Raw genomic sequence first — 25,691 nt, forward strand, 5'->3', positions numbered from 1 at the left:
CATGCGCTACAAGCATCATCACCCTGCGAAGACAATGACACATTGCGCTCGAAAAATCATGTCCGCCATCACCGCTGCTGCAGTAGGACTAAGTCTTTCGTCAGCGCATGCGCTTGCCCAAGCAGATCAACGCGACCTGGGCGCTGAGATTGCTGATGAACAGCAAGCGAGAAACTATGCCATTGAAATGGTGAGCACCAACTTCCCTGCCTCGCAGGCAGCTGCTGAAGAAGTACTTCGCGGTGGGCAAGAAGAATTATCTGCTTATACGAAATCAGGCATGGATGAGGCCCGCACCCTGGACCTTCGCCACATAGTAGTGACAATCTCTTCACTATCTGAAGAAAACGTTCAAAACGCAGCCAAACAGGCACTCGATGCAGGTGATATCGACAGTCTTAGCAACTTTATCGATACTGGGTGGCAAACAGCCCAAACCGAAGATGATCGTGCCACAGCGTGGAAAGCTACCCAAGCATCAGAAGGAAGTGTCCTTAAAGCAGCAGCCGAACAGGCACTATCTACAGACACTGAAGAAGCCCTAAGCGAGTTTGCAGCTACAGGTGCAGATAAAGCTCGCTGGGATGATAAACGACGCGAAGTCTACGAACTTTCCCGATCCCCACTTCCATCAGTTGCTGCAGGCGCTTCTGAAGCACTGATGACAGATACAGATACAGCAATTGAGTCGTATCTTCGCTATGGGCAGTTTGTTGATGCAGCCCAAGACTCAGAGAAGATGAGTATTACCGAACTGGTCGATACCGCTATCGAAGAGTCCGATAAAGCCCAGCGTGCCGCAAGCTTCGCTGCAACAAACGCTGACCAAGCCAGACGGGCAACAGAGGCATCTCGACAGGCTACTCAAAAAGCAAAAGATGAGGCACTAGCCGCCGATGCAGCACAAGTAAGGGCAGACAATGCCGCAGCGTCGGCAGGAAAGCTTGCTAACCAGTCTGCCCAAGTAGCCGATAACGCAGTGGCTGCAGCAGCAGAAGCACGACAAGCCTTAGCCCAAACTGCCGATGCTCTAGCTCGTGCAGCCTCTGCTGCTTCTCGGGCGCGTATTGCAGCCCAAGAAGCAGCATCTCGTGCTTCTGCGGCAGGCTATGACGCCTCCATGGCATCTCAAGCGCGTCAAGCAGCCGAACAAGCTCGTGATGCTGCACGGGCTGCTGACAAAGCCGCGCAATCTTTTGCCCACGCAGACGCTGCTGCCGGTTTTGCCCGCACCGCCAGTGGTGCCGCAGCCAGCGCTGCAAACAATGCTGATGCGGCAGCAGCCGCTGCATCCGAAGCAGCAGCCGCCGCAGGAGCTGGTGACCAAGCCGCTGCAGAAGCACGAGCAGGTGCCGCACGAGCACGAGCAGCAGCCTCTCGAGCACGCGCAGCCTCTAACGAAGTCGATGGAATCGTCAACCAGATTACCGAACTAGTACGAAAAGCCCGTACAGCTGCTCGACAAGCCGCCGACCACGCAAATAAAAGCGCCCAAGCCGCTGAAGACGCAGCACGAGAAGCCGGCAATGCTTCTGCCGCCGCACAACGAGCCGGTGCTAATGCTCAATCAGCCCAAGAAGCAGCCTTAAAATCTATCGAGGCCATCAACCTTGCCAATGACATCGCTAAACTTTCTCAAGAAGTTGCCACCCAGCGCCAAGAACAAGAAGCCCAATACCTCAAAGACCAAGCAATTCAAGCAAATGAAGATGAGGCCCGTGACGATAAATATAAAAGCGATCAACTAGATAGGCGTAAGAAATTTGAAGCAACGCTAAGGAAGTTGGGGGCGTATTCTGAGCTTGAAGAGTCGGCAGATGGCTTTGGGGCGAGCCTTTCTGAGCCAAGCGATATCAGTGAGCTTCGCGATGCAACGATTGCTGCAGCGATAGTCGGCGGTCCATCCGTATCCGAAGCAGCAAAATTAGCTCTATCAAGCGGGACAGACCAAGATCTTCGGCAGTTTGCTACAAACGGGTATTCTGCCGCGTTAATAGATGATGAGCGAAACCAACTCAGAACGTGGTGGGCAACCGACCCGAACGAGGAGGTTCGCAATGGAGCCGAGGAATGGGTAAATGCAGACGGTGTAGTCGTTCATTGGTTTGCAACCGACGAAGTGAAACGGCTTCGCACCCCTATTCTGCTTGAAAAGGCCTGGGGCCTCAAAGAAAACGCCGGAAAAGCAGTCCAGCAAGCTGCAGACGCAGCTATTTCCGAGGGAACATATGATGCTCTTGATGATTTTGTCAACGGGACCGGCTATTCCAAAGCTCTCCATGAAGATCAACTCCAACAAGCCTACGAATTGGAAAGAACAGGCGGACCGGAACTAAAAGCTGCTGCGGAAGCTGCAATTCTAGGAGACCGAGAAGGGCTCAATGAGTTCATCACCATCGAAGCAGCTCGAAAAAGCGCAAATGATGCCGAAAAGAACACCCATGACCAACAGGTCAACGCGCTGTTAGAGAAAGGCTTCTTTGCAGCTCACCGAGCAGCAGAGGAAGCCGCTAAGGCACAGGAGTCCTACTTTTCCGCCTATGGTGATGCTCGGAAAGCCGCATCATTTGCACAGGAAGCTACGAAATGGTCTGGCCGTGCTCAGCAATCAGCGCAACGAGCACATATGTCTTTGGCATCGGCGCAAGAATCACTGAATTTTGCAAAAGAACAGCAACAACGTTCACATACAGCTGCAAACCAAGCTGAACAAGCTGCAAACCAAGCGTCTGCGAATTCTGATCAAGCACAAAGCTTTGCTTTAGATGCCCACTTATCGGCTAATCAAGCACGATCCTCTGCAGAGCAAGCAAGAGGATCGGCTGCAGCGGCTGGTAAAGATGCTGCAGCCTCTGCGCAGGCTGCAGATTCTGCATACCAAGCAGCAACCGAAAAATGGCAAAACGAACAAGTAGAGCTTCAAGCCGCTTACGAAGCTGGAAAAATTCAAGACGGCGTAAACACAAGTTCACCCGGAATTCTCGAAAGCATAAAGGAAGCGATTGGAAAAGAAGCATTAAATCTTCTTCTTGATTTCATTGGGGTTACCGATGTTATTAACTGCTTCCATGGTGAGATTTCTGGTTGCCTATGGACAGCGGTAAGCCTGCTCCCAGCTTCGAAACTTCTAAAAGCAGGCAAAGCAATACCTGTCCTGCGTAGACTCTTAAGCAAAACTGGCGAAATCCGCCATTTGCTCAGCGCACGACGCGCCGAACGTTCAACCAAGCTTAAAGAACTTCACAACATCCCATCCTGCGGACTCGTTTCCCTCAGCTCATCTACCTCACCCAAAAATCGAGTCCAATTTGCGCTAAATAGTACGAGCTTCCTTGAACGCCTGCGGTTTGAAGAAATTGCAAGCACGAAATGCACTGTTGGTTCAATATCGGGAAGGATCTATCGAGGAGGAAACTACTATCAACTTATGACACGTGCTTGGACCAACCCGCTCCAAGCATTCAGAGTCCAGCGGCACCACATCATTTCCTCTTCCGCGATCAAAAAAGAGGAGAAGTCACTTCCGAAAGGAATGAATCGTAACAATGCTCCCGCAATTCAAATGGACCCAGCAGATCACAAGGAGACTTTGTCTTGGGGAAGCGGTCCTGACGCAAAGAAATACCAAGAGGAGCAGGCTCAACTAGTTCGAGAAGGGAAAATTGATGAAGTATTTCAAAGAGAATACGAATACAATAAAAATAGGTTCGCCGGAAAATATGATCAGGCGCTAGACGAAATGATTGACGACGCTCTAGCCCGCGGTTTCCTAAGCAAAGACTTCCGTATCGGAAACAGTCGGGCAGCAGACAATCTAACAATGAAGCCAAACTACGCCACGCTTGTGGCCTAGACTGCAAAGAATAGAGCTCTCGTCTAAGTTGGATCTTCCAAAAGGCGGGGTCTAGAAGATAAACATCTTGCGTCAAGGAGTTGTAGAAAATGAAGTTTACTTTTGATGTTCCTGAACCGTTGCAGCTATCTGCACCTGTTTCATATTACGAAAATCTTCTGTCTGATTACCGATACCTGGATATTTCTTATCTCGGTATCGGCAGAACGGGCCAAATTTTTGGCAAATGTGAGATGGGGGGCATCGACTACGACATTAAGGGCTTTGAAAACGACGGATTGATTGCCTCAGTAGAAATCTTGGACGCGCGGGAGTCAGATAGCTTCCTTGATATCCCACTGTCATTGTCGAGTCGAAAGTTTGTAAAGGCCCTAAAAGATGTGGGGATCGAATTTGAACACGACCGTGACGGCATAACCATTCCCCACGACAATGGGACAATCGCATTGTCGTACCAATTCGGCAAAGTTGTAGCTATTTACTGGGGGTAGCTAGCCAATTTCAATCACACGAGTGTGCAGTCTGACTTACGCGACAGCCTAACCGAAGACCTTGACGTATTAAACAACCGACGAAGAAAGAAGTGCATCGAAAAAATGAAAATTGAAGGTACCTGTCCCTTGCCCGTACAACCCGGTATGACGGTGAACCAGGCTACTAAAGCATGCTACGACTCTGACCTGACTGCTGATACGTATGAGGAACAATTTGAAGGTTGGGTCGATATCGAAGCACTAGAACCCGGTGATCCTGGCCGCAAGATTGTGTGCTGCGTGGAAGACGGTAAGTGCGTCACCGTTGAAATGAAGTACCTGGAGGTACCAATCACGGATACTTTCTATGGTGTTGACCTTAATCGTCGCCCCGCCGAGACCGCGCAGGAGAGCACTGAACGAGTCGCGACAGAGCTACAGCGCCAAGGAATCCGCACCGAGATAAATGAGTTCCTCATCTTATTGCCTGACCAATTCGTCGCAGTCGAAATCGACGAAGGCGTTGCGTGGTTTGATCCTGAATATTGGAGTCTTGAGGACTTTCTTGAAACGTCGTTCCTTGCCTAGAGAAAAGTAATTCTTAGACGTTAGCGAACGCGCCGGCGGCAGCATGCTTTAACGGAAAACAATTAGGACAAGCCTCAACTTGGTGAAGGTTCCAGTTTCCCACTTTGTACTACGGTATACGACTAAGGTCGTTGTGCTCGTAAAGCGGGCACGGATCTGACCACTATTAGGTAGATACCTGATATCCAGACCAGTTGGGCTGAGAAGAAAGATAATCTACTGCCATGTCTGGATACTCCACACATTTTAACCGTGACGCCGACTACTTCCTTGATTCAGAAACGGGTCAGGTCCAAGGGATCTAAACATGAGTGTGTACCTGCGGCGAGATATTGATTATCTGCTAGCCCCTTATTCTTATGATCAGTTATTTTTGAAGCTGCCTTTCGATTATGCGGTTGAGGCTGCCGCACGGTCACGTGTTTTCCACACGCCTTTAGACACAGCTAATAGTTACTGGTCACAGCAGTATGTAAACATTGATACCACCGTCGATGATCTTCCCCATGCGCTGCGTCTTGGGGTGCACGATCCGCAGTTTCCTCGTCGTTGGGCAGCAGTTTTGGAAACCACGAATCCCGATTGGGTGTGGTTTATCAGCGATGATACGAGCAACAATCACGACTTTTTCGCAACCGTTAGGTATAACGGTTCTATTCCTTTTGTTCCCGGTATGACACAGCTACGTATCGTGGATGAGCCAGATGAACGCAAAATCGTCACAGGATGGAACTACCGCTCAGGCAACAAGTGCCTCATCATCGACACCTACGATATGGATGCTGCTATCGGCAAACGCGCCCCTGTCGCTGAAATCCGAGGAAACAATACCTTTATTGTAGGGATCGGGGAAGGAGAATCCCGGTTCCAGGCTTTTACCGACTGGCCTGACGGCGAAGAATTTGCCTTCCCCGGACTAGAACGACTCAAAACCAAAAAAGGTCCACTACGCAAGCGGTTTACTACCGAAGATCTCTTCGAATGCGCACAACTTTTCGGACTCGATCCCTTCAACAGGCAATTCCTCACCGGGCGTGCAACACTCATCAATAGTGGATACCCTTTGCCTAAAAAGTACGGACCATGCGCTTTATTTGAACGTCGTGAACACACCTGGGACCGCGAACACGAAGGGAACTAAAGACAATGACGAAGTATTTCTACACCAATTCCATCGCACCGGTATCCCATGCTGTGGCGCTTCTTCGGTTTCCACTATCTACCGTTGTTGAAGAATTTCAACAGTGGGCATCAGGAATAGAAAGCATTTATACAAGGGAGTATTCCCGCAGGAAGAAGCAAAAGGTTGAATGTGTAGTTCATGCGGACAAGGTATCGGCCAGTAGGAACCAGCTTGCAGAGTTACTTAAACCGCAAAATCACATTACGCAGTTTGTATTCGTCCCCACCGAGTCAGAATGGACTGCAGTTTTTAGCCCCTGCTGCTTTACCAAAGCGCCAAAGATGCCACGGATTGGTGAATTTGCCTGCCTTTTGGCGCGCAAGAAAGAAATTGAGTCACAAGTTCCTTACTACATCGAAATCAAGCACACGCCGTGGGTAGATACCGACGATGTAGCCTTTTTCCATCGCGCAAGCTATGGAGAAATAGAGTTTATGATGTGCGCGCTTCCCTCCGAATTGCCCGATGATCGTTTAGGCCGATTTGATTGTTGCTTCTACAGATCTTTTAGCAGCCACAAACAGTTAAAAGCTGATGGTACGCTGCACCGTTCCATGTCGTACCTCGAGGATCAAAGTGAGCCTTTTAAGGATTACGGTTTTGATTTTGACTCCCTGCCAAAGGTCACTGAGTTTCCACAAGAAACGTTTACAAAAGAACACGCGCAGATTATGTGGTCTCAGTTTGGGGAGAAGCAGATAGAATCCATCCTCGCCCCGCTAGGTGTATCCCCGTATGATGACGCATTCTATGGGACAGATGGTTACTTGGCCCGTCTAACACCAGCACGCGTTGTCGACCCACACACTAAGGAGTTGGTCACGGCTCCCGACTTCGATCCCCCGGCACGTATCCCTCTAGAAAAGTACCAGTTTTTCCAAGGGCTCCACGACGGCCCCCTCCGTTCCTGGTCGTCAACACCTATTGCAGAATAGAAGTCAGACGAAACACAACCTGAGGCATCTCAAAACGGCGCTCCAGACTCCAAACACGCGGAAGCATCGCTGTAACAAGCCCCGAACTTCATACCGAGCCGAAAGCACAAATGGCTACACCACTACACGGGACTTGACCTCCGTATCGGAAACGGACGAGCAGCAGACAATCTAACAATGAAGCCAAACTACGCCACACTTGTGGCCTAGACTGCAAAGAATAGAGCCCTCGTCTAAGTTGAATCTTCCAAAAAGGCAGGGTCTAGAAGATAAACATCTTGCGTCAAGGAGTTGTAGAAAATGAAGTTCAATTTTGAGGTACCTGAACCGTTGCAGCTATCTGCACCTGTTTCATACTACGAAAATATTCTGTCTGATTACCGATACCTAGATATTTCTTATCTCGGGATAGGCAGCACGGGCCAAATTTTTGGCAAATGTGAGATCGGGGGAATCGACTATGACATTGATGGCTTTGAAAACGACGGATTGATTACCTCAATAGAAATCTTAAACGCGCGGGAGACAGATAGCTTCCTTGATATCCCACTGTCATTGTCAAGCCGAAAGTTTGTCAAAGCCCTAAAAGATGTGGGGATCGAATTTGAACATAACCGTGACGGCATAACCATTCCCCACGACAATGGAACCATTGCTTTGTCATACCAATTCGGCAAAGTCGTGGCTATTTGCTGGGAATAGCCAGCCAATTTCAATCACACGAGTGCGCAGTCTGACTTACGCGACAGCCTAACCGAAGACGGACCTGACCCCCATGTGGTGGACACCTGATATCCAGCCCAGTCGAGCTGGGAAGAAAGGTAATCTACCACCATGTCCAGGTATTCCGAACAGTTCAAACGCGATGCCGTGGCCCTCTATAAGGAACAATGAGGAACTCTCGCTGAACTCAGCATTAGCCGAACTCGGCATCAACCGAGCTTCGCTGCATTCTTGGGTCAAAAAGTACGGCACCGGCAAACGTGCCCGCATAAAAGCCGTGCATGATAAAGCCCAGGCAGCGAATGAATCCGAACGCATTCGCCAACTGGAGAAAGAAAACGCAAAACTGCGCGAAGAACGTGACATCCTGCGTAAGGCTGCGAAATATTTTGCTTAAGCAACTCACGGGAGTTCTGCTTCCAGTTTGTCTATGACCACCGAACCGAATACTCGGTTAAGCGGATGTGCCACGTGTTGAAGCTCAATCGCTCCTCGTTTTATAAATGGGTCCACACCCGTGAAAAGCGCAGGTCAAGGATGTATTCTGATGCCCTTATTGGTGCAAAAATCAAGGCCACTTTTGATGATGAGCATGGTCTTTATGGTGCTAAACGCATCGCTGCAAGCCTCAACAGTGATACGGATTTCAGCCCGATAAATCACAAGAAAGTCGCACGAATTATGAAAGCCATGGGGCTTAGAGGTTGCGTCCAGTAGCGTGGTGTATCTGTAACTGACGGTGGGCCCCTTATGAATGAGGCCGGCGACCACCGTAGTACCTTTCGATTCCGTAACCACACTTCCTCGAAAGGGATAACCACGATGGCCGCTAGCCCATATTCTATAGACCCGACTACCTACTTAGACGAATTGCTTGCCCAAGCATCCCCAGATCTCATGCGCGAGATGCTTCAAGGATTCATCAACCAAATCCTATCGACTCAAGCAGACCAGATCTGCGGCGCCGAATACGCCACCACGTCTAAGTCTCGAACCAATGTCCGCAATGGCTACCGCCACCGCGATCTTGATACTCGCGTTGGCACCATTGATGTCGCTGTACCCAAACTACGTACCGGGTCATTTTTCCCGGACTGGTTATTGCAACGACGCACTCGGGCAGAACGAGCACTAACAACCGTAATAGCTACCTGCTATTTAAAAGGCGTGTCCACACGCAGGATGAACGATCTCGTCGCCAGTTTGGGAATTAATAATCTTTCAAAGTCGCAGGTATCTGACATGGCTAAAGACCTGGACGAGATGGTCGAAGACTTCCGTACCCGACCACTCGATACCGGTCCATACCTGTATGTTGCCTGTGATGCATTGACCATGAAAGTCCGCGAAGGAGGACGCGTGGTCAAAGCTTCCGTCCTCGTGGCTACCGGGGTTAATGCCGAAGGCTATCGTGAGCTATTGGGCATGCAGGTTGCTACATCTGAGTCTGTGGCGTCGTGGACTGGGTTCTTTAGGGATCTTAAAGCTCGCGGACTTAATGAGGTCTATCTTGTCACCAGTGACGCGCATCTAGGAATCCAGCATGCGATTAGTGACGTGTTGCCGAATGCGTCCTGGCAGCGGTGTCGAACGCACTTTTCTAAAAACCTGTCTTCGATGGTTGCCAAGACCCAGTGGCCAACCCTATCGGCGATGTTTCATACGATATTCCAGCAACCAGACTCGGAATCGGTGTGGTCCCAAGCACGTGAGGTCGTAGCGTTTTGTGAAGATAAATTCCCCCACGTTGCCAGCTACCTGGAAGAAGCCCTCGACGAGCTCTTAGCTTTTACCAACGCCCCGAAATCCGTCTGGAAGAAAGTCTGGTCGAATAACCCTACTGAACGGCTCAATCGTGAAATCCGCAGGCGTACGGATGTTGTAGGCATCTTCCCCAATCGTGACGCTGTCGTGCGCCTTGTTGGTGCTGTCTTAGCAGAACAACACGATGACTGGATCCAGCAAAACCGCTACATGTCACTAACCAGCCTGGAACAGACCAAAGCATTGATTACCGCCAACGTCATAGACGCTGACACCACCAAGGAGGTCGCATGAACCAGTTAAAGCACCGAGCACGTGCTGGCCCCTGACACCATCACACTGCATGCTCTATCGAAAGGTAGAAACACCACTCAAACGGACTTGACCGGCTTAGAGGCTTTACCAAGCGCCGCCGATGTGTCACTACCAGGCGCAAGCCTGGCCACCGAGTCATGCCGGATTTGCTAGGCCGCAAATTCGCAGCTAACGAGCCGAACCGCGTTTATGTCGGCGATATTACCTACTTGCCATGTAAAGGAGGGAAAAACATGTATTTGGCCACTGTCATTGACACGTATTCACGCAAACGTGCAGGTTATGCACTCGCAGACCACATGCGTGTCTCACTGGTCATCGATGCCCTAGCCCACGCACACGGCGTGCGTGGCAGTCTTGACGGGGCTGTATTCCATTCCGATCACGGCAGTGTGTACACCTCATAAGCGTTTAGAAACTACTGCTCGTCGCTGGGTGTACGCCAATCCATGGGGGCGGTAGGAACGAGTGCTGATAGAAGCCCTAGCAGAATCATTTAACGCCACCTTAAAACGTGAAGTGCTGCGAGAGCGGAAAGTCTTTGACAATCCGATCGCCTGCCGCCGGGAAGTCTTCCGGTGGTGCATGCGTTATAACACGCGCCGGCGGCACTCCTGGTGCAATCTCGTAGCGCCTGATGTCTTTGAAGCCGAGACTTCAGCTACACTGACCACAGCAGCATAGCTAACCCCCGACGTGTCCACTTTCCGGGGGTCAGGCCCTACAGCAAATGTGGAGGTAACAGGGCACCGGAAAGCTGCCTAAGTTAACAAGCTTCACGCTTGTTGCTGCGGCATTTCATACCGGGGGATGACGCGCCTGGTGCGGCGCAGACTTAATCTTGGAAATGTACAGGGGCAAGTCAGGTGTGGTTGTTTGCTGGCTTTGTCCTAGAGATAAAAAATTACTCGACGAAAGGACATCATGAGTACCTCGGAACTTTATGTAGCAGCAACGGAATCCACTAACCCTAATGACACGTGGTGGTTCCTCGGGTTCCTGCCCATCCTTTTGCTCGTTGCGTTCTGGATTGCGGCGGTTATTTCTATTATCGCTTCTGGGTACACGATTGCGGCCAAGGTGCTCTTTATCGCCGCTACCTTTGCCCTTCCCTTCTTGGGACCGCTCATCTGGTTCCTCTTTGTTCGCGGCAGGGAAGACAAACAAAGGCGCTAGAAGGGCCATCGTGCGGCTGGTCTAGGGCATCCCGTGCTGTTCCAACCACGCGTTAATGCCGCCGCGCAGTGAAACAACGTGCTCGTAGCCGCGGCCGCGCAATGCGTGGACGGCTTGCGCGGAGCGGATGCCGCTGGCGCAGTAGATAACGGCTACCTCGTCCCGTGCGATAGCGGGGTTCTCCCCGGCGAGGATGCGGTCTAGGGGCAGATGCGTTGAATCAGGAATGGCGGCGCGGGCGCGTTCGGCGTCGGTGCGGACATCGATAAGCGGGGCGTGCGCGGGGATCTCGCGGACCTCGGGGGCATCGGCTGGCTGGGTAGGCTGCGCGCCGGTGGGGCGGATGGGGATATACTCCCAGGTCCCAGATAGGGCCTCAAAGTAACCGAGCGTGCCAATAAGCGGGGTGCCGACGCCGGTAATGATCTTCAAAGCCTCCAAGGCCATCGCGGATCCCACCGTGCCGACGATGGGGCCCAGGACGCCGGCTTGGGAGCACGACGGAACCTCGCCCGGGGCAGGGGCGGTGGGGAAAACATCCTCGTACACAGGGCCCTTGCCGGACCAAAAGACGCTCATCTGCGCATCAAAGCCCAGGATAGAAGCCCAAATATGCGGAATGCCCAGGCTATGGGCGGCCCATGAGCACAGGTAGCGGGCGTCGAAATTATCCGTCCCATCGAGGAGCACGTCGCAGCCGCGCAGCTGCTCGAGGGCGGTGGCGGATTCCAGGCGGCCGTGGCAGATAAGCTCCACCTCAGGGTTGAGGGCGCGCACCGCCGCCGCGGCCGATTCGGTCTTTGCAGTGCCGATGGAGGCGGTGGTGTGAATGACCTGCCGGTGGAGGTTGGAGGGGGAGACGAGGTCGTCATCGAAAAGCGAGATGCGGCCCACCCCGGCCCCTGCTAGGTAGAGCAGCGCTGGTGAGCCAAGCCCGCCCGCGCCGATGACCGCGACGTGGGAGTCGGCCAATTTCTGCTGGCCCTTTTCACCCCACAGGGCCTCTTGGCGGGCATAGCGGATGCTCATTCGAGGCCCACCCAGTTAACGGAGCCATCGCCGTGGCTTTGTTCCTTCCAGATGGGAACCTCGGCCTTGACGCGATTGGCACAGGCCTCCGCGGCGCGGAAGGCATCGCCGCGGTGGGCAGAGGCGGCGACGACGGTAAAGGCCAGATCGCCCACCTGTAGATCGCCAGTGCGGTGGGCTGACCACAAGCGCACGGGGTGTTGGCCTGCTACTTCATCGACAATCTCGCGCAGCTTTTCCGGGGCGCTGGGGTGCGCGGTATAAGTTAGCAGGGTGACATCGGGCCGGCCGCCATCATGATCACGCACGATGCCCTCGAACGTGACCACCGCGCCCATGGCTGGGGTGATGACCTCTGCCTTGGCCGCGGCAAGGAGGGGCTCGAGGGGCTGCTCGGTCAGCATCGTGCCGACAGTGAGCCCGGTCTGCGCGGCGACATAAGAGGGATCAGTGCTCATGTTTTCCTTCTAACATATCGACGATGTGGACGATTAATTCATCTAACACGGCGCACCCATCTTTGACCCCGCCGGTAGAACCGGGCAGGGTCATGGCAAAGGTGGTGTCATTCACACCTGCGACCGCGCGCGAGGCCACCGCGGTGGGGATATTCTCCAAGCCCTTATTCCAAAAGGCCATGGCGATGCCGGGAAGCTCGCGCGTGAGGTGGGGTTGGACGGCATCGACGGTGAGGTCATCCGGGGTCAGGCCGGTTCCGCCGGAGGTGAGGATGACCGCGGGCTTTTCGGCGAAGGCCTGGTCCACCGCTGAGGCGATATCGGCATCAGGAACCACGCGGGCATCAGGGCAGTCGAAGCCCTTGCGGCGCAAGAAATCTACCGCGATGGGGCCCGAGCGATCCTCGTAGACCCCGGCGGCGGCGCGGGTGGAGGCGACCAAAACAATGGCGGTGCGAGCAGAACTCATAGGGGATAGACCTTTACTTCTTCTCCTGCGCTGAGGCTCTTACCAGCAGGAATGCGGATGAGGTGGGTGGCATCGACGGCTTGGGCCAGCAGGTGGGAACTAGCGCCGCCGGTAACCCGGGCCTGCGCACCAGCGTACCCGCGGCGGAATTGATCCTTGTGGGGTAGGCCCTCGATGGCGTGCGCGATTGGCACGCGATATGCCGCGGGCGCCCAGCCCAGGGTGGGGGCCACAAAGAGGCGGAAGCTTACCATGGTGGAAATCGGATTGCCGGGCAAGCAGATGACCGGGGTGCCATGGAAACTGGCGATGCCCTGCGGCCCGCCAGGCTGCTGGTCCACGTGGCCAAACCAGCCGGTGAGCACCTGCCGGATAACCTCGTATTTGCCCGCGGAAATCCCGCCGGAGGTGACGATGGCATCGGGGCGGTAGTCCTGCGTGGCCTCCTCCAGCGCGCGGGTGAGCACCTCTGGATCGTCATCGGTGGTGACGTATCCGGCGACCTCGATGCCGGCGCGGTGGGCCATAGCGGAGATGAGCGGCGCATTGGCATCAGGAATAGCAGCAACACCCGTACCAATTTCCGCGCCGCCGGTGCACACGAGGATGCGGGCGGGGCGATAAACGCTGACCTCCTCGATGCCCTGGGAGGCCAGCGCGGCCAGGCGCACCGGAGTGAGCTTCTCGCCCTTGGCGGCCAGGAGAACGCCCTGCTGGAGGTCCGTGCCCGTACCGCGGATGAATTGGCCCTCCTCAGTGGCCGGAACTGTAATGGTCTCGCCTGGCTGGAGGAATTCCTGCGGCTGGCACTTTTCAATCGGCACGATGGATGCCGTGCCCTCTGGAACCTTGGCTCCGGTCATGATGGGGCAGGCGGTGTGCAAGGGACCATCCAGCAGCTCGGTGGGATTCGCGCCGGCGGCGATGGTGGGGCCCACCTCGTACGATCCGGCTGCGGTGGCGGGCAGCGCGTAGCCATCCATCTGGGAATTGCTAAAGCGCGGCGAGGGGAAGGCGGTATGGACATCGGCGGCAAGGACCATCTCCTGCGCCTGCCCCAGGGGCCGGGAGATGACTTGGCGCGGGCCGAGGGCTGCCGCGACCTCGTGTGCGTGGGTTTCGGGAGTGCGCATAGAGCCAAGTTTACCCGCGAGTTCGACACGTTCGAAGCCTGCGGGCATAGTAGAAAGCATGTTGACCGTTCACTATTTCGCCGCCGCTCGTGCCGCGGCCGGCGTTGCTTCGGAGCAGGTAAAAGCGCCCACCACCTTAGGCCAGCTCATAGAGCAGCTGGGTAAGGACCACACCGGCACCACCGAGGCCGGCATGAGCATGAAAGAGGTGCTGGGGCGCTGTAATTTTCTTATCGATGGCGCCGGGAACACCCAAGCGGACTCGCCGCTCATGGGCGTGACCCGCGTTGACGTGCTTCCGCCCTTCGCCGGGGGATAGCCCGCTCCTTCGGACCGGCTGGTGTGTTAGACCAGCCAGCGCCTTAGACCGGCTTGCGCAGTGGGCTGGTAAAGAAATTAACCAGGCTGCTGACCAGGGACAAGATGATGGCGCCGAAGATTGCAGAGCCCCAGGAATTGACCACAAGGTGGCCAATTCCTAAGTCAAAGGCGTTAAGCGTCCACTCCACGATCAGCAGGGCGGCGCCATTGATGACGAGCGCGAATAGTCCGAGGGTAAGGCAGGTTAGCGGGGCGCCGATAAAACGCAGCACGGGCATGACCACCGCGTTAATAATGATGAAAACAATGGCCACGGCAATGAAATTGCCCAGCTTATCCGGGGTGATATAAATCCCGGGAATAATGCCCACTACGACCCAGAGCGCAATCGCGATGGCGACCACGTTGAGGGCAAAATTGGTCAACGAACGCATTTAGCCTCCTACGGTATCGTTCCACGCCCGAAGCAGGGCGTTAGTTTCTTCCTTAGTTGTAATGGTAATGCGGATGCCTTCGCTAAAGGCGCGAACGAGCACGCCGCGTGTGGCCAAGCGCGCGGCTAATTCCTGCGGCGTTCCTAGCTTTTCAATATTCGCCGCCGGCAGCCATACGTGGTTGGCCTCCGAGCGGGGAACGCCCCACTCTGCCAACTCCTTTTCCACGCGCTGGCGCTGGCCACAAGTCTCTTCGGTGCGCTCGCGCAGCGAATCCTGCGCTGCGAGCGCGGCACGGGCACCGGCCTGGGCCACGGCGTTGATGGAAAACGGAATCGCTACCTTATTCAGTGCCGCGATGACGTCTTCTGGGCCATAGGCATAGCCCACGCGCACGCCGGCCAAACCATAGGCCTTGGAGAAGGTCCGCAGGAAGACCACGTTGGGGTAAGTACCAAAAAGCTCGGTGCCCAGCGGGGTATCGGCATTCCGATTATATTCGATATAGGCCTCATCGAGGGCCACGAGGACATCGCCTGGCACCGCGTCCATAAATTCGGAAAACTCCGCCTTAGTCACGGTAGTGCCGGAAGGATTATTCGGATTGCAGACGAAAATCAGGCGCGTATCTGAGGTAATTTTCTCCGCCATTGCGGGCAAATCCACGCGCTGGTCCGCATCGAGCGGAACCGGAATGGGGCGCGCACCCACCACCTGGGCAAAAATGGGATAAGCCTCAAAGGAACGCCACGGGAAAATCACTTCCTCACCGGGCCTGGTGGTGATTTGTACCAATTGCTGGCACAGCGCGGAAGAACCCGTGCCCACCGCAACCTGGTCAAAGCTCACGCCTAAGTGCTCGGCCAGATCCTCACGCAACTCGGTGGCCGCGATATCCGGGTAGCGATTGGCCTCGGCAGCGGCGCGGGCCATAGCCTCGGCGGCCTCAGGCAGCGGTGGCTGCGTGGCTTCATTAGAAGACAACTTGAGGGCATCATCGTGGCGCGCGCCGGGCACGTAGCCAGGGATGGCGCGTAAGTCGGAGCGAATCATGGCTACCACTCTAGGTCGTCTCTCCTGCGCGCGTGGAAGAAAACCGGGGACAAAACCAGGGGGTTAGTTTGGCCGTGGCGCATGCGGCAGGTATTGTCTTTTACGGTTCTTTCTGAACTTGGAGATGTGCCAGAGCGGCCGAATGGGGCTCCCTGCTAAGGAGTTGACCCTTCTGGGGTCCGGAGGTTCGAATCCTCTCATCTCCGCCACCCAAATCCCGGGCAATTGCGCTCGGGATTTCGTCGTTTTGCCAGCTTAAACAATAGGCCTAAGCGGCGGCTTAAACGGAGTTAAATGACAAAATGTGGTGGCCACCAAGCAGGAGCCAGACCCCTATTCTGTAAGCAGGGATACGAGTATTCGCTCGCTACGGGCATGAAGCGGAAATGCAGTTCTCCGAGGGCGCTTTTGGAGCGCAAGGAGATTTTTCAAAAGGATGAACTCGTCACGTGGTGAATTTTTATCGTGAATAATGGCGCTATGGATAAAGTGCAGAAGATAAAGAACGGAATTTTGCTCGCTTTAGCAGTTGCCTCTTTGGTGTTAATTGTTTTGTGGCTGACCGATGTAATAGGCATCGGCTTAGTGACCATCTTCATTGTTGTTCTGACTGCTGCTTCTGTGGGAGTGCGCGTGTGGGCGGAGAATGCAGGGCGTCAGTCTAAATAAGTAGTACACCGCACCCCGTTTATCCCAGGGTGACTGTTACGTGACCGTTGGTTCATGATTTTCCCTGGCGCAGGTGGTGCGGTGTAGGCGTAGTTTCCTTTGCTGATGCGCGGGCTTGACCACTTTACAGCGCCGGAAAAACCTCGCTGCGCAGGAGATCAGCAAGCTCGCACTGCGGGTCGGCGGGATCGATCCAGGCGGTTTCGGCGATTTCGGCTGCGGCGTGGGCGATGACGGGGCGCGGGTAGGTAAAGATATGCCCGCGGACGGTCTGGCCCGGTTCATTGGCAGCGGGGGCAGTGAAGGTGCCGAGCTCGGTAAGTTCAGGTAGGCGAACCCGGACGCCGATTTCTTCTTCCGCCTCGCGCGCAGCGGCCTGGACAGGGCTTTCGCCTTCTTCTAGCTTGCCGCCCGGCAGCTGGAACTTCGTGGATGAGGCCTTGCGTACGCCAAGCACGTGGTCAAAGGAATTGCGGAAAACGATTGCTGCGACTTCAATCATGGCCCCGATCATAACGAGGTGGCCGGCGAACAGGCTCGCAGCCTTATCGCGCCAAGGGTGGACATTGAATATAAGGTAGGAAGGCATGAGCGATTCGAGGTTTCCCCGCTCGGTATTTGGGGTAGGAAGCGACCCTGATCCGCGTTTTACGCTGGCGAATGAGCGCACCTTCCTCGCATGGATCCGCACCTCGCTCGCGCTGATTGCCGGGGGAGTGGCCTTGGAAGCTTTCGACGTGCCGCTGCCGGCGACGCTGCGCGCGGTGGTCTCCGCATTCATGCTGGTGGTGGCGATTGTGCTGCCGGTAGTCGCGTGGGTGCAATGGAAGCGGGCTGAGCGCGCCTTGCGGCAACAGCGCCCGTTGCCCTTCAGCATCGCCATCCCGGTGCTTGTAGGCACCATCGTCGTTATCGCGGCTGTCCTGCTGGTAGGCGAGCTACTTGCCTAGCCCGCAGCAACATGGGGAGCTCTTTGACCCCGGCTTGCAGCCCGAGCGCACCCGCCTATCGTGGCAGCGCACCATCCTCGCGCTGGCGGTGATACTCCTAGGGGTCATGCGGGTGGTCAGCGTCAGCGTGTTTCTCCCGTTGCTGGCGCTCGCGGCTGGCGTGCTGGTGCTGATAGTGGCGGTGAGGAAGCGGGCATCGCTTGTCGATGCCTCCCTGCGAACCCACCGCCACCTCCCCGGCGCCGCCGTCTTGGCCAGTAGCGCGGGGCTGGTCTCCCTGCTTGCGGCCTTTGCCTTGTGGGGTGTTTTTGCCTAAAGGCAAAGTTTTCCGCCGCAGCGCTGTGTACTGGTGGGGGATACGCGTAATCTATGTGAGGCTATATCAATTACGGTGGCCACCGGTGCCGCGGTATGAGGGGCGAGAAGGGCAAGGTGATGGCAATGGCGGATATTACTGAGCAGGCCAGCGATACGGTCGAGGCATGGTTGAAGCAGGATTCTGCCATTGACCCACAAAAGGCACCCCGCTTGCAGGCGCTGCTTGATGAGGTGCCGCTGCAGGAGCTCATCGCCATCGTCGAGCGGCAAAATGCCATCCGCGCCGCGCTGGCCCTGCGCTTGTTGCCGCGGCGTAAATCCATCGTGGTATTTGATGCCCTGGATGCCAAGCACCAGGCCGATATTATCGATGAGCTGGGCAATGCTGATGTCTATGAGTTCTTCGATGAACTTGAGCCGGAAGACCGCGTGGCCCTTTTGGATGAGCTGCCGGCGGAAATCGCGGACCGGCTGCTGCGCTCGCTTACCAAATCGAAGCGGGATGTCACCGGGGTTGTCTTGGGCTACACCAAGGGCTCGGTGGGCCGCCGCATGTCGCCCGAAGTCCCCGGAATCCATCCAGAAATGAGCGTGGAGGAAGCGCTGCGGACCCTGCGCGCGAAGGCCGATGAACTGGAAACCATTTATGCGGTGCCCATTACCCGCGCGGATCGCCGCCTGGTGGGCGTGGTGACGCTGCGGGAGATTTTTACCGCGGAGGAGGGCATCACGATTGGGGACATCATGCAAAGCCCCATCTATGCCAATGCCAATGATGATGCGGAAGAAACCGCCAGGTGGTTCCTGCCGCTCGATATTTTGGCATTGCCCATCGTGGATGATTCGGACCGCCTGGTAGGCCTTTTGACCTGGGACGATGCCATTGACATCGTCGAGGCAGAGGACAGCGAGGACTCCGCGCGCGCCGGTGGTACCGAGGCCCTGCAGCAGCCATACCTTTCTACACCGCTACTAAAACTGGTGAAGTCTCGCATCGTGTGGTTGCTGGTCCTGGCGGTTTCCGCGCTGTTGACCGTGCGGGTCTTGGATGCCTTTGAAGACACCTTGGCGCAGGCCGTGGTGCTATCCCTGTTTATCCCGCTGTTGACCGGTACCGGTGGCAATACGGGAAATCAGGCGGCAACGACGGTCACCCGTGCGCTTGCGCTTGGCGATGTCCGCGGGCGCGACCTCCTCGCTGTCCTCTGGCGTGAGCTCCGCGTGGGTATGCTGCTTGGCACTGTATTGGGCTTGGCAGGACTTGGTCTGGCAACGGTGGTCTACGGCGTGGATATTGGCATAGTCATTGGCTCGACGCTGTTTTTGATTTGTTCGATGTCTGCCACCGTGGGTGGGCTTATGCCCTTGGTGGCCAAGACCATCGGAGCCGACCCCGCCGTATTTTCCAACCCATTTATTTCTACCTTCTGCGATGCCACGGGCCTGATCATTTATTTCCTCATTGCCAAGGCGGTGCTCGGCTTATAAAGATCCCCGGGCCCACGGGCCTGGGCGCTTCGTGCGGGGGTGGCGAACCGGTGGGGGAGATTTCACATTTTGCGTAGCTGCGTTGTGTGAATTTTAAAATTGGTGGGGGTAAATTTGGCAAAGTTTGTGGTTTCTGGTGCAAATGTTTTGTAGGGTCTTAGCATGCTCTGCATGGACTGAATGATGTTCGGTATGCACCAAGGATCCGGCTCGATTGCTGGTAATTGACAGAGCTATTACCCCCGCCCTGCTAAATGTCTCTCTAGCAAAGGAGTTCGCGGCATGACCACCCCGCATACTCACGAATCTACCGCCCAATCAGAGGGCGCTGAGGATCCCGGTGCCCCACGCAATGAATGGCGCCGCCAGTTCATCGGTCTTTTCATTGGCCTAGCCCTGGCTATCCTCGTATTTTTCATCTTCCCCTCGAATGCGATCGACACCGTCCAAGAGTCCAGCGGCGTGGATGCGGAAGCTGACTACACCCTCGGCGCCATTCGCACCGTGGCCGCGGTGACCATCCTCATGGGTGTGTGGTGGATGACTGAGGCCATCCCGCTAGCGGCCACCGCGTTGATTCCCCTGGTGATCTTCCCCTTGTCCGGGGTGGGAACCATTAAGGAAGTCGGTGCGCCATATGCCTCTGCCACCATTTTCTTGTTCATGGGTGGCTTCCTGATCGCGCTGTCGCTGCAGCGCTGGAACCTACACCGCCGCCTTGCTCTTTACGTGGTCAAGCTCATCGGCACCTCGCCGCGCCGCCTTATTTTGGGCTTTATGCTGGCCACCGGATTCTTGTCCATGTGGGTATCGAATACCGCGACGGCCGTCGTCATGCTGCCGATCGGTACCTCCGTGCTGGCCCTTACCGCAGAGACCGTTGGTGGTTGGGATAAGCAGAAGAAGTTCGCTACTGCGCTCATGCTGGGTATCGCGTACTCGGCCTCCATCGGTTCGCTAGGTACCTTGATCGGTACCCCGCCGAATGCATTCTTGAATGCGTATATGGCCGATACATGGGAGGTTACCCTTGGCTTTGGCCGCTGGATGGCCGTCGGTGTGCCCCTAGCACTGACCTTCCTGCTCATCGCGTGGGCGCTGTTGATTACCGTCTTCAAGCCGGAAATGACCGAAATTCCCGGCGGCCGTGAGCTGATCAATGAAGAGATCAAAGCGCTCGGCCCGTGGACCCGCCCACAGATCATGACTGGCATCATCTTCGTGCTGGCCGCGCTGGCTTGGGTATCGCTGCCCATTATCCTTGGTGACTTTGATAACTACGATGACGCCATCGTCGGTATTGCCGCAGGCATCCTCTTGTTTATCTTGCCGGCTGACTCGGAGCGCCGTATTCGCTTGCTGGACTGGAAGACGGCCAATGAAATGCCGTGGGACGTCCTTCTCCTCTTTGGTGGTGGCCTGTCCCTGTCCTCGGCCTTTAACTCTTCCGGTCTGTCCCTGTGGATTGGTGAGATGGCTAAGGGGCTTAGCGTCTTGCCGATCGTCCTGATCGTGGCAGCTGTGGCCACCTTGGTGCTCTTCTTGACGGAGATTACCTCCAATACCGCTACTGCGGCGACCTTCATCCCCATCATGGGTGGTGTCGCCGTGGGTGTGGGTCTTACCGGCGAAGGTGATATCAACGTCTTGCTGCTCACCATCCCGGTTGCCTTGGCCGCAACGTCTGCCTTTATGCTCCCAGTGGCTACCCCGCCGAATGCCATTGCTTACGGTTCGGGCTATGTCAAGATTGGCGAGATGATCAAGGGCGGTGTTGGCCTCAACATCATTGGTATCTTCCTCATCACCCTCACCGTCTTCCTGCTGGCGGTTCCTATCTTCGGACTGACGGTCTAGCCCACCCACCGGTCGGCCAGACCCTTGTAGCCATCCTTTAATGAAAAACGTTACCATTAAAGGATGGCTACACCTGTTACCGTGCTGTCCGGATTTCTAGGCAGCGGAAAGACCACGCTCCTCAACCACCTGCTCGCAAACCGTGAGGGCCGCAAACTCGCGGTCATCGTCAATGACTTTTCCGAGGTCAACATTGACGCCGCCCTCGTCGCTGGCGAGGGGCACCTCGAGCGCGGTGAGGATCGCTTCGTGGAACTATCGAATGGCTGCATTTGCTGCACCCTGCGCGAAGACCTCATTGAATCTGTGGGCAAGCTAGCTCGCTCCGGCCGCTTCGATCAGATCGTCATCGAATCCACCGGCATTTCCGAGCCCATGCCGGTGGCAGCCACCTTCGAGTGGGAATTTTCCGATGGCACCACGCTTGCCGATGCCGCCCCCATCGACACCATGGTCTCCCTCGTCGATGCCTCAACCTTCCTAACCCAATTGCGTCGTGGTCGCAGCCTCGTCTCCGAAAGCATCGAAGCCACGCCCCAAGACGATCGCACCATTTCCGATCTCTTAGTGGATCAGGTCGAGTTCGCCGACCTTATCCTCATTACCAAGACCGACCTGGTCGATGCCGCTGAGACCGAGCGCGTGGTCGCCACCGTTCGCGCCATGAACCCGCGGGCTCGCGTAGTGCCGGTAACCCACGGTGTCATCGAGCCTGGGCTTGTCCTGGATGCACATTTGTTCAATGCTGCCACCGCCGCGTCCTACCACGGCTATGCCGAAGAGCTGGCTAACCCACACACGCCAGAAACCGAGGAATATGGCATTTCTTCCGTCGTATTCCGTGCCGATCGCCCCTTTAATCGTGAGCGTCTCATCGCCGCCTTGCGGGCCAGTACGGGCCTCGTGCGTTCTAAGGGTTATTGCTGGATCGACACCGACCTGCGCGTAGCCCACGCCTGGCAGCAAGCCGGCCCTAACCTGCAAATCATGCCAGCGTCACTGTGGGCCGCCAACGGCGTAACTCCTGGCACGGAGCTCGTGCTCATTGGTATCGATTTCGACCACGAATCCACCCTGCAGGCTTTCCAGGACGCCCTGCTTTCCGATGCCGAAGCCTCCGTCCTCGTATAACCCCGCGCCGAGTCGCAGCATGAACGGCGGGTGAACTACACGCCTTTGACTATCCCGCCGATCATGGTTGTGTACTGGTGATTTGTTACTTTGCATGTCCGTGGGTATAGTAAATTCTCGTTGCACAGCAGAGCATCCGCGCTGCTACACAACGGACTGCGCCCGTAGCTCAACGGATAGAGCATCTGACTACGGATCAGAAGGTTGGGGGTTCGAATCCCTCCGGGCGCACAAATGTCATGAGTCGCGACATGCTTGACAGGTGAGTCGCGACATCGTTGACAAACCGGCATCTCAGTTTCTTTTTGTTCTGGGATGCCGGTTTCTTCTTATTCTGGGCCTAGGGGTGGGTCTCCTTGTTTCCAGTAGGGCTTTTGGTAGTTGCGGCTGGTGTCGATGTAGTGTTCGGTGATGACTTCGCCGGTTTCGGCTAGTGATGTGATGACGTGGTTGTCGGCGATGACCATGAGGATTTTCTGTCTTTTCCATTTGCGGCCGATGCCTAGGTGGAAGAGTTTGCCGGCGTAGCGCACGGTGGTTTTGCCGTTGTCCCAGACGACGTCGTTTCTTGTGCGCCATTCTTGTGTCGGGTTGTGGGCTGGGTTGGCTTTGGTGCCGGTGGTGTAGGCCTGGTGTGGGGTGCGTCGGCCTAGTGCTTTGTGGGGGCGTGTGGTGTTGTAGTAGTCGCGGAATTCATTGAGGAGTGTCTGCAGGTCAGCTACGGTTTTAGCGGGTGGTCGGGCGTTGATCCATTTTTTGAGTGTTTGGTGGAAGCGCTCGATTTTTCCTTGGGTTTGGGGATGGCCTGGTCGGCCGTTTTTCTGTTGGATTTTGTTGGCGTTGAGGACTTTTTCAAAGGCGTTTCGTCCGCCTTTGCGTCCTGCTAGGCGGGCGGTGAAGACGAGGCCGTTGTCGGTGAGTGTGGATGCTGGTGGTCCGTATTCTGCTATCAGGCGTGATAGTTCCTCGGCGACTTGTGTGCCGCTAAAGGCTGCGGCTGCGGTGATTGATAGCAGGTAGCGGGAGTGATCGTCGAGGAAGTCAAGGACTTCGATGCGGGTGGTGTCCGCTAGGTACAGGTGGGTGATGTCAGCCTGCCAGCATTCGTTGGGCATGGCTGCTTCGAAGCGGATGAAGGAGCTTTTGGGCTTCTTTTTTGGTGCTGGGGTGATGAGTCCTTCTTTTCTTAGGATGCGGCGGATTGTCGAGGTTGAAGGGACGCGTTTGCCGTCTTGTTGTAGGTGGTAGGCAATGGTTTCTGGACCTGCGTCGAGTCCGTGACGGGTGAGCTGTTTACGGATTGTGATGATGTCTTTGCACACGGTGTCTGGCACGGCTTGGGGGTGAGTGCGTGGGGCGCGGGATTTCGGCGCGATGGCGTCTGTGCCACCGGCATCGAAGGCATGAAGGATTTGGTGGTCAAGTCCGTTTGAGTGGTGTTTCTACCTTTCGATAGAGCATGCAGTGTGATGGTGTCAGGGGCCAGCACGTGCTCGGTGCTTTAACTGGTTCATGCGACCTCCTTGGTGGTGTCAGCGTCTATGACGTTGGCGGTAATCAATGCTTTGGTCTGTTCCAGGCTGGTTAGTGACATGTAGCGGTTTTGCTGGATCCAGTCATCGTGTTGTTCTGCTAGGACAGCACCAACAAGGCGCACGACAGCGTCACGATTGGGGAAGATGCCTACAACATCCGTACGCCTGCGGATTTCACGATTGAGCCGTTCAGTAGGGTTATTCGACCAGACTTTCTTCCAGACGGATTTCGGGGCGTTGGTAAAAGCTAAGAGCTCGTCGAGGGCTTCTTCCAGGTAGCTGGCAACGTGGGGGAATTTATCTTCACAAAACGCTACGACCTCACGTGCTTGGGACCACACCGATTCCGAGTCTGGTTGCTGGAATATCGTATGAAACATCGCCGATAGGGTTGGCCACTGGGTCTTGGCAACCATCGAAGACAGGTTTTTAGAAAAGTGCGTTCGACACCGCTGCCAGGACGCATTCGGCAACACGTCACTAATCGCATGCTGGATTCCTAGATGCGCGTCACTGGTGACAAGATAGACCTCATTAAGTCCGCGAGCTTTAAGATCCCTAAAGAACCCAGTCCACGACGCCACAGACTCAGATGTAGCAACCTGCATGCCCAATAGCTCACGATAGCCTTCGGCATTAACCCCGGTAGCCACGAGGACGGAAGCTTTGACCACGCGTCCTCCTTCGCGGACTTTCATGGTCAATGCATCACAGGCAACATACAGGTATGGACCGGTATCGAGTGGTCGGGTACGGAAGTCTTCGACCATCTCGTCCAGGTCTTTAGCCATGTCAGATACCTGCGACTTTGAAAGATTATTAATTCCCAAACTGGCGACGAGATCGTTCATCCTGCGTGTGGACACGCCTTTTAAATAGCAGGTAGCTATTACGGTTGTTAGTGCTCGTTCTGCCCGAGTGCGTCGTTGCAATAACCAGTCCGGGAAAAATGACCCGGTACGTAGTTTGGGTACAGCGACATCAATGGTGCCAACGCGAGTATCAAGATCGCGGTGGCGGTAGCCATTGCGGACATTGGTTCGAGACTTAGACGTGGTGGCGTAGTCGGCGCCGCAGATCTGGTCTGCTTGAGTCGATAGGATTTGGTTGATGAATCCTTGAAGCATCTCGCGCATGAGATCTGGGGATGCTTGGGCAAGCAATTCGTCTAAGTAGGTAGTCGGGTCTATAGAATATGGGCTAGCGGCCATCGTGGTTATCCCTTTCGAGGAAGTGTGGTTACGGAATCGAAAGGTACTACGGTGGTCGCCGGCCTCATTCATAAGGGGCCCACCGTCAGTTACAGATACACCACGCTACTGGACGCAACCGATTTGGTAAACGCGTTGGCGAGAGATACCGAATTGCTTGGCTACTTGTGATGGGCTGCGCTTTTGCCCGCGGACTGCTTTGACGATGGCGAGGTTACGGTTGGGACTGTTCATAGTGTCAAACATGTCCCGACTCACCTGTAAAACATCACCTGACACGGTAAGGGTGGGCTAAGTGTCAAGTTTGTCCCGACTCACCTGTCAAGCATCAGGACTGCCTTCGCAGGAACAGGGTGTCAAATATGTCGTGAACTCAGACACCTCCGGGCGCACAAATGTGAAGTCTCGAGACATTGTTTCTATTTCGATGTCTCGGGGCTCTCTTCGTGTTGGGGGTTCGTTTTTAGATTTCGCCTGTGTGGGGGTTAATGGCGGCGATGTCGTTGTTGATGCAGATGAGCATGATTTCTTTGGTGCGGTGTTTTCTTCCGACGTAGAGTTTGCGCATGTTGCCGGCCCAGCGGAGGGGGCCTGACCCCCGATGCGTCTACTTTCCGGGGGTCAG

At 55.4% G+C, this 25,691-nt stretch carries 26 protein-coding genes, 2 tRNA genes and 3 pseudogenes; 20 read left to right on the plus strand and 11 right to left on the minus strand.

Features of this window, described 5'->3' with window-relative positions; all coding sequences use genetic code 11:
- The first annotated feature begins 1 nt into the window (after window position 1).
- From ACP8KU_RS00675 to ACP8KU_RS00725, 11 genes and pseudogenes are all read left to right on the plus strand, one after another.
- Window positions 2-3,853 carry a coiled-coil domain-containing protein gene (locus ACP8KU_RS00675; protein ID WP_484483818.1) on the plus strand — a complete coding sequence of 1,284 codons (3,852 nt, stop codon included), beginning with the start codon at window positions 2-4 and terminating at the stop codon, window positions 3,851-3,853.
- Between the two features lie 89 nt (window positions 3,854-3,942).
- The gene (locus tag ACP8KU_RS00680; protein WP_023016525.1) at window positions 3,943-4,344 is read left to right on the plus strand and encodes a hypothetical protein; all 402 of its coding nucleotides are present in this window, start codon (window positions 3,943-3,945) and stop codon (window positions 4,342-4,344) included.
- A 105-nt stretch (window positions 4,345-4,449) separates the two neighbouring features.
- A complete protein-coding gene (locus ACP8KU_RS00685) occupies window positions 4,450-4,914 on the plus strand; it encodes a hypothetical protein (protein ID WP_431604295.1) in 465 nt (154 codons plus the stop codon).
- Between the two features lie 307 nt (window positions 4,915-5,221).
- Window positions 5,222-6,055: a hypothetical protein gene (locus ACP8KU_RS00690; RefSeq protein ID WP_284609939.1), complete on the plus strand. Its 834-nt coding sequence runs from the start codon at window positions 5,222-5,224 to the stop codon at window positions 6,053-6,055.
- Window positions 6,056-6,060: 5 nt separating this feature from the next.
- Window positions 6,061-7,032 carry a hypothetical protein gene (locus ACP8KU_RS00695; protein ID WP_484483819.1) on the plus strand — a complete coding sequence of 324 codons (972 nt, stop codon included), beginning with the start codon at window positions 6,061-6,063 and terminating at the stop codon, window positions 7,030-7,032.
- Between the two features lie 300 nt (window positions 7,033-7,332).
- Window positions 7,333-7,734 (plus strand): hypothetical protein, encoded by a 402-nt coding sequence (locus ACP8KU_RS00700; protein ID WP_484483820.1) that lies wholly within the window; start codon window positions 7,333-7,335, stop codon window positions 7,732-7,734.
- A gap of 163 nt (window positions 7,735-7,897) precedes the next feature.
- Window positions 7,898-8,152: a hypothetical protein gene (locus tag ACP8KU_RS00705; protein WP_484483821.1), complete on the plus strand. Its 255-nt coding sequence runs from the start codon at window positions 7,898-7,900 to the stop codon at window positions 8,150-8,152.
- Window positions 8,153-8,226: 74 nt separating this feature from the next.
- The gene (locus tag ACP8KU_RS00710; protein ID WP_284810293.1) at window positions 8,227-8,472 is read left to right on the plus strand and encodes an IS3 family transposase; all 246 of its coding nucleotides are present in this window, start codon (window positions 8,227-8,229) and stop codon (window positions 8,470-8,472) included.
- A gap of 105 nt (window positions 8,473-8,577) precedes the next feature.
- A complete protein-coding gene (locus ACP8KU_RS00715; RefSeq protein WP_484483752.1) occupies window positions 8,578-9,813 on the plus strand; it encodes an IS256 family transposase in 1,236 nt (411 codons plus the stop codon).
- 95 nt (window positions 9,814-9,908) lie between these two features.
- Window positions 9,909-10,518, plus strand: a pseudogene (locus ACP8KU_RS00720) (IS3 family transposase); the annotation flags it as partial.
- Window positions 10,519-10,758: 240 nt separating this feature from the next.
- Window positions 10,759-11,010: a hypothetical protein gene (locus ACP8KU_RS00725; protein WP_284624921.1), complete on the plus strand. Its 252-nt coding sequence runs from the start codon at window positions 10,759-10,761 to the stop codon at window positions 11,008-11,010.
- Between the two features lie 21 nt (window positions 11,011-11,031).
- Here ACP8KU_RS00725 and ACP8KU_RS00730 read toward each other — a convergent pair whose 3' ends face one another.
- From ACP8KU_RS00730 to ACP8KU_RS00745, 4 genes are read right to left on the minus strand one after another with little or no spacing between them, the layout of a single operon-like run.
- Entirely contained in the window at window positions 11,032-12,039 is a 1,008-nt protein-coding gene (locus tag ACP8KU_RS00730; protein WP_284624922.1) for a ThiF family adenylyltransferase, read from the minus strand.
- Window positions 12,036-12,497 (minus strand): molybdenum cofactor biosynthesis protein MoaE, encoded by a 462-nt coding sequence (locus ACP8KU_RS00735; protein WP_278723874.1) that lies wholly within the window; start codon window positions 12,495-12,497, stop codon window positions 12,036-12,038. Before ACP8KU_RS00735 ends, ACP8KU_RS00730 begins: the two co-directional genes overlap by 4 nt.
- The gene (locus ACP8KU_RS00740; RefSeq protein ID WP_023028134.1) at window positions 12,487-12,966 is read right to left on the minus strand and encodes a MogA/MoaB family molybdenum cofactor biosynthesis protein; all 480 of its coding nucleotides are present in this window, start codon (window positions 12,964-12,966) and stop codon (window positions 12,487-12,489) included. Before ACP8KU_RS00740 ends, ACP8KU_RS00735 begins: the two co-directional genes overlap by 11 nt.
- Window positions 12,963-14,099 (minus strand): molybdopterin molybdotransferase MoeA, encoded by a 1,137-nt coding sequence (locus ACP8KU_RS00745; protein ID WP_023028133.1) that lies wholly within the window; start codon window positions 14,097-14,099, stop codon window positions 12,963-12,965. The genes ACP8KU_RS00740 and ACP8KU_RS00745 overlap by 4 nt, the downstream gene beginning before the upstream one ends.
- Window positions 14,100-14,157: 58 nt before the next feature.
- Between ACP8KU_RS00745 and ACP8KU_RS00750 the strand changes: the two genes are divergently transcribed.
- Complete coding sequence (locus tag ACP8KU_RS00750; RefSeq protein ID WP_023016533.1) at window positions 14,158-14,418, plus strand: MoaD/ThiS family protein; 261 nt, start codon at window positions 14,158-14,160, stop codon at window positions 14,416-14,418.
- A gap of 43 nt (window positions 14,419-14,461) precedes the next feature.
- Here the strand turns inward: ACP8KU_RS00750 and ACP8KU_RS00755 are convergent, their stop codons facing one another.
- Window positions 14,462-14,854: a phage holin family protein gene (locus ACP8KU_RS00755; RefSeq protein WP_023016534.1), complete on the minus strand. Its 393-nt coding sequence runs from the start codon at window positions 14,852-14,854 to the stop codon at window positions 14,462-14,464.
- On the minus strand, window positions 14,855-15,907 hold the full coding sequence (hisC, locus tag ACP8KU_RS00760; protein ID WP_023028132.1) for a histidinol-phosphate transaminase: 1,053 nt from the start codon (window positions 15,905-15,907) through the stop codon (window positions 14,855-14,857).
- Window positions 15,908-16,027: 120 nt separating this feature from the next.
- Between hisC and ACP8KU_RS00765 the strand changes: the two genes are divergently transcribed.
- Both ACP8KU_RS00765 and ACP8KU_RS00770 read left to right on the plus strand, forming a co-directional pair.
- A tRNA-Ser gene (locus tag ACP8KU_RS00765) sits at window positions 16,028-16,116 on the plus strand.
- A 271-nt stretch (window positions 16,117-16,387) separates the two neighbouring features.
- Window positions 16,388-16,576, plus strand: coding sequence for a hypothetical protein (locus tag ACP8KU_RS00770; RefSeq protein WP_023016536.1), 189 nt, complete (start codon window positions 16,388-16,390; stop codon window positions 16,574-16,576).
- A 124-nt stretch (window positions 16,577-16,700) separates the two neighbouring features.
- Here the strand turns inward: ACP8KU_RS00770 and ACP8KU_RS00775 are convergent, their stop codons facing one another.
- Window positions 16,701-17,078 (minus strand): NUDIX domain-containing protein, encoded by a 378-nt coding sequence (locus ACP8KU_RS00775; protein WP_034653750.1) that lies wholly within the window; start codon window positions 17,076-17,078, stop codon window positions 16,701-16,703.
- A gap of 85 nt (window positions 17,079-17,163) precedes the next feature.
- Between ACP8KU_RS00775 and ACP8KU_RS00780 the strand changes: the two genes are divergently transcribed.
- From ACP8KU_RS00780 to ACP8KU_RS00805, 6 genes are all read left to right on the plus strand, one after another.
- The gene (locus ACP8KU_RS00780) at window positions 17,164-17,526 is read left to right on the plus strand and encodes a YidH family protein (protein ID WP_005276372.1); all 363 of its coding nucleotides are present in this window, start codon (window positions 17,164-17,166) and stop codon (window positions 17,524-17,526) included.
- On the plus strand, window positions 17,519-17,842 hold the full coding sequence (locus ACP8KU_RS00785; RefSeq protein WP_126318016.1) for a DUF202 domain-containing protein: 324 nt from the start codon (window positions 17,519-17,521) through the stop codon (window positions 17,840-17,842). The genes ACP8KU_RS00780 and ACP8KU_RS00785 overlap by 8 nt, the downstream gene beginning before the upstream one ends.
- Window positions 17,843-17,967: 125 nt before the next feature.
- Complete coding sequence (mgtE, locus tag ACP8KU_RS00790; RefSeq protein ID WP_484483822.1) at window positions 17,968-19,332, plus strand: magnesium transporter; 1,365 nt, start codon at window positions 17,968-17,970, stop codon at window positions 19,330-19,332.
- A gap of 282 nt (window positions 19,333-19,614) precedes the next feature.
- Window positions 19,615-21,189: an SLC13 family permease gene (locus tag ACP8KU_RS00795; protein WP_005280716.1), complete on the plus strand. Its 1,575-nt coding sequence runs from the start codon at window positions 19,615-19,617 to the stop codon at window positions 21,187-21,189.
- A gap of 63 nt (window positions 21,190-21,252) precedes the next feature.
- Window positions 21,253-22,320: a GTP-binding protein gene (locus ACP8KU_RS00800; protein ID WP_005276381.1), complete on the plus strand. Its 1,068-nt coding sequence runs from the start codon at window positions 21,253-21,255 to the stop codon at window positions 22,318-22,320.
- 158 nt (window positions 22,321-22,478) lie between these two features.
- Window positions 22,479-22,551, plus strand: a tRNA-Arg gene (locus tag ACP8KU_RS00805).
- A gap of 98 nt (window positions 22,552-22,649) precedes the next feature.
- On the opposite strand, the pseudogene ACP8KU_RS00810 reads toward ACP8KU_RS00805, so the two are convergent.
- From ACP8KU_RS00810 to ACP8KU_RS00825, 4 genes and pseudogenes are all read right to left on the minus strand, one after another.
- Window positions 22,650-23,738: pseudogene (locus tag ACP8KU_RS00810) on the minus strand (IS481 family transposase); the annotation flags it as partial.
- A 92-nt stretch (window positions 23,739-23,830) separates the two neighbouring features.
- Window positions 23,831-25,066, minus strand: coding sequence for an IS256 family transposase (locus tag ACP8KU_RS00815; RefSeq protein ID WP_023016495.1), 1,236 nt, complete (start codon window positions 25,064-25,066; stop codon window positions 23,831-23,833).
- Between the two features lie 105 nt (window positions 25,067-25,171).
- A complete protein-coding gene (locus tag ACP8KU_RS00820) occupies window positions 25,172-25,300 on the minus strand; it encodes a hypothetical protein (protein WP_484484176.1) in 129 nt (42 codons plus the stop codon).
- 229 nt (window positions 25,301-25,529) lie between these two features.
- Window positions 25,530-25,664: pseudogene (locus tag ACP8KU_RS00825) on the minus strand (IS481 family transposase); the annotation flags it as partial.
- Window positions 25,665-25,691 lie beyond the last annotated feature (27 nt).

Source organism: Corynebacterium sp. LaCa_282, assembly GCF_057198125.1.

Coding starts and splice junctions, on each gene's coding strand:
- mgtE (WP_484483822.1), top strand. CDS start 17,968: ATGGCGGATATTACTGAGCAGGCCAGCGATACGGTCGAGGCATGGTTG.
- ACP8KU_RS00780 (WP_005276372.1), top strand. CDS start 17,164: ATGAGCGATTCGAGGTTTCCCCGCTCGGTATTTGGGGTAGGAAGCGAC.
- ACP8KU_RS00690 (WP_284609939.1), top strand. CDS start 5,222: ATGAGTGTGTACCTGCGGCGAGATATTGATTATCTGCTAGCCCCTTAT.
- ACP8KU_RS00680 (WP_023016525.1), top strand. CDS start 3,943: ATGAAGTTTACTTTTGATGTTCCTGAACCGTTGCAGCTATCTGCACCT.
- ACP8KU_RS00745 (WP_023028133.1), bottom strand. CDS start 14,099: ATGCGCACTCCCGAAACCCACGCACACGAGGTCGCGGCAGCCCTCGGC.
- ACP8KU_RS00675 (WP_484483818.1), top strand. CDS start 2: ATGCGCTACAAGCATCATCACCCTGCGAAGACAATGACACATTGCGCT.
- ACP8KU_RS00815 (WP_023016495.1), bottom strand. CDS start 25,066: ATGGCCGCTAGCCCATATTCTATAGACCCGACTACCTACTTAGACGAA.
- ACP8KU_RS00775 (WP_034653750.1), bottom strand. CDS start 17,078: ATGATTGAAGTCGCAGCAATCGTTTTCCGCAATTCCTTTGACCACGTG.
- hisC (WP_023028132.1), bottom strand. CDS start 15,907: ATGATTCGCTCCGACTTACGCGCCATCCCTGGCTACGTGCCCGGCGCG.
- ACP8KU_RS00800 (WP_005276381.1), top strand. CDS start 21,253: ATGGCTACACCTGTTACCGTGCTGTCCGGATTTCTAGGCAGCGGAAAG.
- ACP8KU_RS00820 (WP_484484176.1), bottom strand. CDS start 25,300: ATGAACAGTCCCAACCGTAACCTCGCCATCGTCAAAGCAGTCCGCGGG.
- ACP8KU_RS00740 (WP_023028134.1), bottom strand. CDS start 12,966: ATGAGTTCTGCTCGCACCGCCATTGTTTTGGTCGCCTCCACCCGCGCC.
- ACP8KU_RS00770 (WP_023016536.1), top strand. CDS start 16,388: ATGGATAAAGTGCAGAAGATAAAGAACGGAATTTTGCTCGCTTTAGCA.
- ACP8KU_RS00725 (WP_284624921.1), top strand. CDS start 10,759: ATGAGTACCTCGGAACTTTATGTAGCAGCAACGGAATCCACTAACCCT.
- ACP8KU_RS00755 (WP_023016534.1), bottom strand. CDS start 14,854: ATGCGTTCGTTGACCAATTTTGCCCTCAACGTGGTCGCCATCGCGATT.
- ACP8KU_RS00685 (WP_431604295.1), top strand. CDS start 4,450: ATGAAAATTGAAGGTACCTGTCCCTTGCCCGTACAACCCGGTATGACG.
- ACP8KU_RS00700 (WP_484483820.1), top strand. CDS start 7,333: ATGAAGTTCAATTTTGAGGTACCTGAACCGTTGCAGCTATCTGCACCT.
- ACP8KU_RS00695 (WP_484483819.1), top strand. CDS start 6,061: ATGACGAAGTATTTCTACACCAATTCCATCGCACCGGTATCCCATGCT.
- ACP8KU_RS00735 (WP_278723874.1), bottom strand. CDS start 12,497: ATGAGCACTGATCCCTCTTATGTCGCCGCGCAGACCGGGCTCACTGTC.
- ACP8KU_RS00715 (WP_484483752.1), top strand. CDS start 8,578: ATGGCCGCTAGCCCATATTCTATAGACCCGACTACCTACTTAGACGAA.
- ACP8KU_RS00705 (WP_484483821.1), top strand. CDS start 7,898: ATGCCGTGGCCCTCTATAAGGAACAATGAGGAACTCTCGCTGAACTCA.
- ACP8KU_RS00795 (WP_005280716.1), top strand. CDS start 19,615: ATGACCACCCCGCATACTCACGAATCTACCGCCCAATCAGAGGGCGCT.
- ACP8KU_RS00730 (WP_284624922.1), bottom strand. CDS start 12,039: ATGAGCATCCGCTATGCCCGCCAAGAGGCCCTGTGGGGTGAAAAGGGC.
- ACP8KU_RS00750 (WP_023016533.1), top strand. CDS start 14,158: ATGTTGACCGTTCACTATTTCGCCGCCGCTCGTGCCGCGGCCGGCGTT.